Below are 6,116 nucleotides of genomic sequence, written 5' to 3'. Positions count from 1 at the left end.
TTGGTCATAGTTGGTCGATTTAAACCTAAAGTTTAAGTCGAAAACAATAAAAACAGACTCATATCTAACCCCCTTTGCTGACGACAATAGCATGATGGCCCCACCTGATCCCTTCTCGAACTCAGAAGTGAAACATCATCGCGCCAATGGTAGTGTGGCTCCGGCCATGTGAGAGTAGGTCATCGTCAGCTCTCTATTCCTCAAAACCCCCTTACGCGAAAGTGTAAGGGGGTTTTGTTTGGCTGGGGTTTTTAAGGAACCGATTTATACTATAGAGTAGATTACTCGTAAGCTATGTTTTTAAAGGGATATTACTATACTAATAATGTTTACAACTCTAAAAAAATGTATGCTTATTATCATCCCTGCCTAATAATTTAGTGTTTATAACTTTTCTAAAGTTAGTTTACTCGCTGTATTTAGATTGTTGGTTAGTGATATTATGCTAAATTGCCTATAGCAAATTTCTTTATCTTTCTAGGTCAAATTATGAAAATATCAAATACGTTAAATAGAAGTACTAGAATACAAAGGTATATGGACTTAAGTAAGTTTTTACATATACTTGAAAGTAAACAACTATTTATGTGTAGAATCGATAAGTTTGAGGATAAACTAGAAGGAGGATTGACAACAATAAATGATTTCTTTTATAGCGGTGCCGCAGAAGCATTGAGTAACCTTGTAAATAATAGTCTACCTTCGAATCTTGGGAGAGATTGTAACTCTCCTGAAAGCATTGAAGAAGCCCAACGAAGGCGAAAAGAATATGAAGAGAACTCTAGGAACAAGTCGTTTATGACTGTTTTTGGAGACATCAAGCTATCGGAAAAAGTAACATATAAAGATGTTATCAAATCACAAAAGAAGTGGTTCGATGTGAGCTGTTGGCATTCCAATATAGATGATATTGAAAGTATAGCTATGTGGAAAATATATGGTAATGATATAAACTCCGTATGTATTACCACCACCATCGGTCAATTATTAGACTCTATAGAAGAAGATAAAGATGTAAATCTGCTAATACAAAAGGTTGAGTATATAGATCATCGAGCAGATCATTATAGCTTAGAGGTCGATAGTAAATTCGCACCCTTCGTCCATAAGCATAAAGCATATAAATTTGAGAACGAAATAAGGTTAATAGCATACAATCACAGCAATGATCCTTTGACCGACAGAGTTGACGCTGGCTCTTTAATTAGACTTAAATCCAATAATTTTATTAATAGTGTCAAGGTTTCTCCTGAAGCACATGAATGGTTTTTTAACTTAGTAAAATGCATTTTCAACGATAGATATGAGCAAACTGGAATTGTTGCTCGTTCTGATCTTGACGAGCTTGTATCTATATTTGGTAATTAAATTAACTGAAAATTACTTTCTTAGTTTTAGTTGAATTTAAATAAAGAAAATAGTTTTATGATTATATAACTAAGTGTTAAGTACTTAGTCTGATTTACTTTAGAGGTATTTATGAAAATAGAGTACGACGTAAATCTGTATAAGGAAATTGCAAATTTTAGTATCAATGAAGTCATTCAGGTTGCCAATAGAAAAGGTAGAAAAAGTACTATTCATATCACTAATATTACTACGTTATCATGGCATCAGTTACAACTTTTAGTCTCAAAAGGTTCAGATCGATTTAGCAAAATGGTAGTGCTTTATCGTGAGTATTCTTCCGAAAATCAGGTTTCACGCCTTTTACTTAAAGGAAAAGCGCTTTCTGAAGATGAATCTAGAGAAATTAATAGATATCTACAAATATTTCGTGAATTCAATTGCACTAAACATCATGACGTAAATGAAATAGTATCTAGTAAAGGTCAATGGGATGATTTCAAAACTATACGTTCTTTAAATGATCACGGTGAGTATAAGAAAATAGAAGGGATACAGCCACAGTATTTTGGGATTATTTGCAATATTCTTGAAATCTCAGGAGAGAGAGGCATACCTCTAGATAAGTATCAAAAATATTAAAGCAGCTTAAAAGGCCAAGCACCATTATATTATACAAAAATTATTGCGTTGCAATAATAGGTTAGACTTTATTCAACAGTGTATGACACAAACTATTGTTCTAAAAGTTTCTGAAACTGAAATGTAGCGTTCCAACTAAAAAATATAAGAAACTATTCTATAATTATATACGTTTAAAACAACTCCCCAACCTCAACCACCTCATCAAAATCAAATCCTAGTTGCTGATCTTTTAGTTGCTCAATACGCTGTTTGCGGCCTGCTATTAGTCTTAGCACCTCACGGCGTTGTTCATTGGTCATACTCAGCCATAGTTGACGCTCGGTACGACTGCGCAGACAGCCGAAGCAATAGCCCTTTTTATTGCTAGTGCAAACACTAACGCAGGGACTGGCAATATCAAACAATTCGATTTGTTGAGTCATGGCGATATCACGCTCATTGTGCGGTCTTTTAATACATAATACTGCACTTTCAGAAAAAATACACTTATGCAAAAACAGCTGGCTTAATAGCTCTATTATGCCTCTACTGCTTATCAGTGTGCCATATTGCTATTATTACTCTAGACCGCTATATGCTATGATTTTTAGCATAGACTAAATTCTTATTATAAAACAAAAACAAATCTAACAAGTGAGCAAAAACATGAACCTTATCTATATTCATGGGCTAGACAGTGACGCCAATTCTACCAAGGGTCTGCTATTAGAGGAATACTGCCAACAGCACCATGCTGACATTAAAGTGCATCGCCCTGACCTTAATCAACCACCGAAAATAGTCTTTGATAAATTATTGCAGTTAGTGGCAGAGCTAGATACTGAGTCTGAAGTTGTGCTAGTCGGCAGCTCATTAGGCGGTTACTTCGCTACTTTGGTCAGTAATGAAACAGGTTGTCCTGCGCTGCTTATTAATCCAAGTACTTTACCGCATATTACCTTACAACGTTTTGAAGCCGATAAGAGTGCTGATACCTTAAAGACAGATAATGATAAAGACAAGGTTCTGCATACTACTGATGGCGGCTGGTCTATCACTAAAGCTGATTTGCAGTGGTTCGCTCATCATCAACTCTTATCGGTTGATAATCCGAGTCAAGTTACGGTGCTGCTAAAAAAAGGCGATGAATTACTCGATGCTAATCTATCAGCAGCGTTTTATAAGCATCAAGGCGCGACGGTGATTATGCAAGCAGGTGGTGATCATCGCTTTAGTGATTTTAAGGAGCATTTACCGGAAGTTTTTGAAATACTAAAACAACTATAGCTAGCGTAGCTTACCAAAAGAGGCGACATTATATGACGTACGCTGATAACTATCGGCCTTTAGTATAGGGTTTTTGGTTATAATAACGAGATAGCATTTATCGTTTTTAGATATTAAGGAAAGTATTTGTGAGCGAATATACGGCACAATCGTTAGAAGTTTTAGAAGGGCTTGAACCAGTACGTCGCCGTCCTGGTATGTATACTGATACTACTCGTCCCAATCATCTGGCGCAAGAAGTCATCGACAACTCAGTAGATGAAGCATTAGCAGGTTATGCAAAAACCATTAAAGTGCATCTGTATGAGGATGGGTCGTTATCAGTGGAAGATGATGGCCGTGGTATGCCGACGGATATTCATCCTGAGTTTAAGCAAACCGGTATTGAGATTATTTTAACTCGTCTGCATGCTGGCGGTAAGTTTTCGACCTCTAACTATCAAGTTTCAGGTGGTCTGCATGGAGTAGGTATTTCAGTAGTTAACGCCCTGTCCACACGCCTTGAAGTTACCGTTTGGCGTGATGCTATCCAGTATGATATGGCACTTGAGAATGGCGCACCTGTAACCGAATTGGTCGAGTCGATCAGCCCTAACAAGCGTAAGCGCGGTACTAAAGTACATTTTTGGGCGGATGGCAGTTTCTTTGATAGTCCTAAATTCAATATTAAGCAGCTCAAGCATAATTTAAAAGCAAAAGCAGTATTAGCCGCTGGTCTTACTATTGAGTTCGTTGATGATATTAATAACGAAAAGATCGTTTGGCAGTTCACTGACGGGGTCGTTGAGTATTTAGGTGAGCAGCTAGATGGCCTTGAGACGCTGCCAGAAGTGCCTTTTTATTATCATCATGAAGCTCAAGATGGTGCACGGGCAGGAATTACTTTTGCCTTGTCGTGGTTACCTGAAGGTGGCACACCAGTGCAAGAGAGCTATGTGAACCTTATTCCTACCGCTCAAGGGGGTACGCACGTAAATGGTCTACGCACTGGTATCTTAGAGGCGTTACGTGAGTTCTGTGATATTCATAACTTGCTACCTCGCAGTGTGAAGCTGACCGCAGAGGACGTATGGGATGGAATTAACTATATCTTATCGCTAAAATTCTCTGAGCCGCAATTTTCAGGACAGACTAAAGAGCGTCTTTCTAGTCGGGAAGCTGCTGGTGCCGTACAAACTTTAGCCAAAGATGCCTTTAGCTTATGGCTTAACAAACATGCTGATTTAGGCACACAAATTGCTGAGCTGGCGATTAACAAAGCTGGTCGTCGTCTTAAATCCGCTAAGAAAGTCGCTCGTAAAAAGATTACTCAAGGCCCAGCCTTACCCGGTAAGTTGGCAGACTGTCGTGGTGATTTACGTGATGGGGCAGAGTTGTTTTTAGTGGAAGGGGATTCAGCTGGTGGTAGTGCTAAGCAAGCACGAGATCGTCATTATCAGGCGATATTACCCTTACGCGGTAAGATTCTAAATACTTGGGAAGTATCTTCCGATACAGTACTATCGAGCCAAGAGATCCATGATATTGCTATTGCTATCGGTGTTGATCCCGCCTCTGATGATCTGTCTGAACTGCGCTATGACAAAGTCTGTATCTTAGCCGATGCCGATTCGGATGGCTTGCATATTGCTACCCTGATTTGCGCCTTGTTTGTAAAGCATTTCCCAGCGCTAGTAGATGCCGGTCATCTATTTGTGGCAATGCCACCTTTGTATCGAGTGGATGTGGGTCGAGAGGTGCACTATGCTTTAGATGAGCCAGAGCTTCAGCATATATTAGCCAAAGTCCCAGGTAATAAAAAAGCGCAAATCACTCGCTTTAAAGGTCTGGGAGAAATGAGCGCTGAGCAGCTGCGAGAAACTACTATGAATCGTGATACTCGTCGTCTAGTGCAGTTAGATATGGATGATATGGTATTGACTAATAGTGTGATGGATATGCTATTAGCCAAAAAACGCTCAGCTGATCGTAAGTCATGGCTAGAAGACAAAGGCAACTTGGCTGATATAGCGTTGTAAGCTATTGTTTTTATAGTATAATATATTATATATTAATAGGTTTTTTACTACTAATAATCCATAAGGTTGTTGTTGGACAAAAGCCTATAAAAGATAATTTAGTAAGCTTAGGTTGATGTTATGATGGCAGTATATTTTCATTATGCGGTGCCATTATGACATCCAAGTCTGCAACACATTCTAAGATCGCTCGCTCTAAAAAACTCCCTAAATTGACTAGAAAAGATTTAGGGAATTTAGTCCCTAAGCGCAATGGCAGCATTGTGCCTCCCATATCGTCGTGGCTGATGAAAGTTGCTGGTTGGCGCACAGTCGGTGAAATACCTAATATTTCACAAGCAGTGGTACTGGCGCTACCGCATACCTCTAATATTGATGGCGTTTATGCACTTCCTTCTCTGTTTGCGTTAGATATAAAAATCAGCATTATGGGTAAGCATACTTTGTTTAAAGTGCCCGTATTAAAGCAGTTACTACAGTGGATGGGCATAATACCTATTGATCGTAGTGACAAAGGCTCAGTGCTACAAACCAGTATTGATAAATTCAAAAATGGCGAACCACTATTTTTAGGTCTATCGCCTGAAGGCACGCGTGACTATACTGAAAGCTGGAAAACTGGATTTTATTATCTAGCACTAGGCGCTAATGTGCCGATTTTGCCAGTGGCGCTTGATTACAATACTAAAGAAGTACGCTTTTTATCTCTGGTATATCCTACTGGCGATATCGAAGCTGACTTGCCAAAGATTTATGAGCAATATCGTGGTGTGCTGCCTAGACATCCTGAGCGTCTATCGCAGCCGCTACAGGACATCAACAACACTATTGAATAATCAG

At 38.9% G+C, this 6,116-nt stretch carries 6 protein-coding genes and 1 rRNA gene; 6 read left to right on the top strand and 1 reads right to left on the bottom strand.

The genetic code is table 11. The features are described from left to right. Positions 1–76 precede the first annotated feature (76 nt). From rrf to JMY09_RS09735, 3 genes are all read left to right on the top strand, one after another. Positions 77–191 (top strand): 5S ribosomal RNA (rrf, locus tag JMY09_RS09745). 298 nt (positions 192–489) lie between these two features. Beyond that, positions 490–1,368 carry a DUF2971 domain-containing protein gene (locus JMY09_RS09740; RefSeq protein ID WP_201623396.1) on the top strand — a complete coding sequence of 293 codons (879 nt, stop codon included), beginning with the start codon at positions 490–492 and terminating at the stop codon, positions 1,366–1,368. Between the two features lie 111 nt (positions 1,369–1,479). Then, positions 1,480–1,989, top strand: a complete 510-nt coding sequence (locus JMY09_RS09735; protein WP_201623395.1) for a hypothetical protein — start codon at positions 1,480–1,482, stop codon at positions 1,987–1,989. Between the two features lie 173 nt (positions 1,990–2,162). Here the strand turns inward: JMY09_RS09735 and JMY09_RS09730 are convergent, their stop codons facing one another. After that, entirely contained in the window at positions 2,163–2,486 is a 324-nt protein-coding gene (locus JMY09_RS09730) for a DUF1289 domain-containing protein (protein WP_265088013.1), read from the bottom strand. 151 nt (positions 2,487–2,637) lie between these two features. On the opposite strand from JMY09_RS09730, the gene JMY09_RS09725 reads away from it, so the two are divergent. The 3 genes from JMY09_RS09725 to JMY09_RS09715 all read left to right on the top strand — a co-directional run bounded on the left by JMY09_RS09725 (position 2,638) and on the right by JMY09_RS09715 (position 6,112). Continuing rightward, complete coding sequence (locus JMY09_RS09725; protein WP_201623394.1) at positions 2,638–3,258, top strand: YqiA/YcfP family alpha/beta fold hydrolase; 621 nt, start codon at positions 2,638–2,640, stop codon at positions 3,256–3,258. A 128-nt stretch (positions 3,259–3,386) separates the two neighbouring features. Beyond that, positions 3,387–5,276, top strand: a complete 1,890-nt coding sequence (gene parE, locus JMY09_RS09720; protein ID WP_201623393.1) for a DNA topoisomerase IV subunit B — start codon at positions 3,387–3,389, stop codon at positions 5,274–5,276. A 155-nt stretch (positions 5,277–5,431) separates the two neighbouring features. Continuing rightward, the gene (locus JMY09_RS09715) at positions 5,432–6,112 is read left to right on the top strand and encodes a lysophospholipid acyltransferase family protein (protein WP_201623392.1); all 681 of its coding nucleotides are present in this window, start codon (positions 5,432–5,434) and stop codon (positions 6,110–6,112) included. The last annotated feature ends 4 nt before the right edge of the window (positions 6,113–6,116 follow it).

The sequence above is a fragment of the Psychrobacter urativorans genome, assembly GCF_904846695.1.
In the GTDB taxonomy this organism is placed as follows: Bacteria; Pseudomonadota; Gammaproteobacteria; order Pseudomonadales; family Moraxellaceae; genus Psychrobacter; species Psychrobacter urativorans.
This window is presented reverse-complemented; position numbering and strand designations above follow the sequence as displayed.

Bases quoted from the DNA above. Each gene is read 5' to 3' on its own strand.
- JMY09_RS09740 (WP_201623396.1), top strand. From the start codon at position 490: ATGAAAATATCAAATACGTTAAATAGAAGTACTAGAATACAAAGGTAT.
- JMY09_RS09735 (WP_201623395.1), top strand. From the start codon at position 1,480: ATGAAAATAGAGTACGACGTAAATCTGTATAAGGAAATTGCAAATTTT.
- JMY09_RS09725 (WP_201623394.1), top strand. From the start codon at position 2,638: ATGAACCTTATCTATATTCATGGGCTAGACAGTGACGCCAATTCTACC.
- JMY09_RS09715 (WP_201623392.1), top strand. From the start codon at position 5,432: ATGACATCCAAGTCTGCAACACATTCTAAGATCGCTCGCTCTAAAAAA.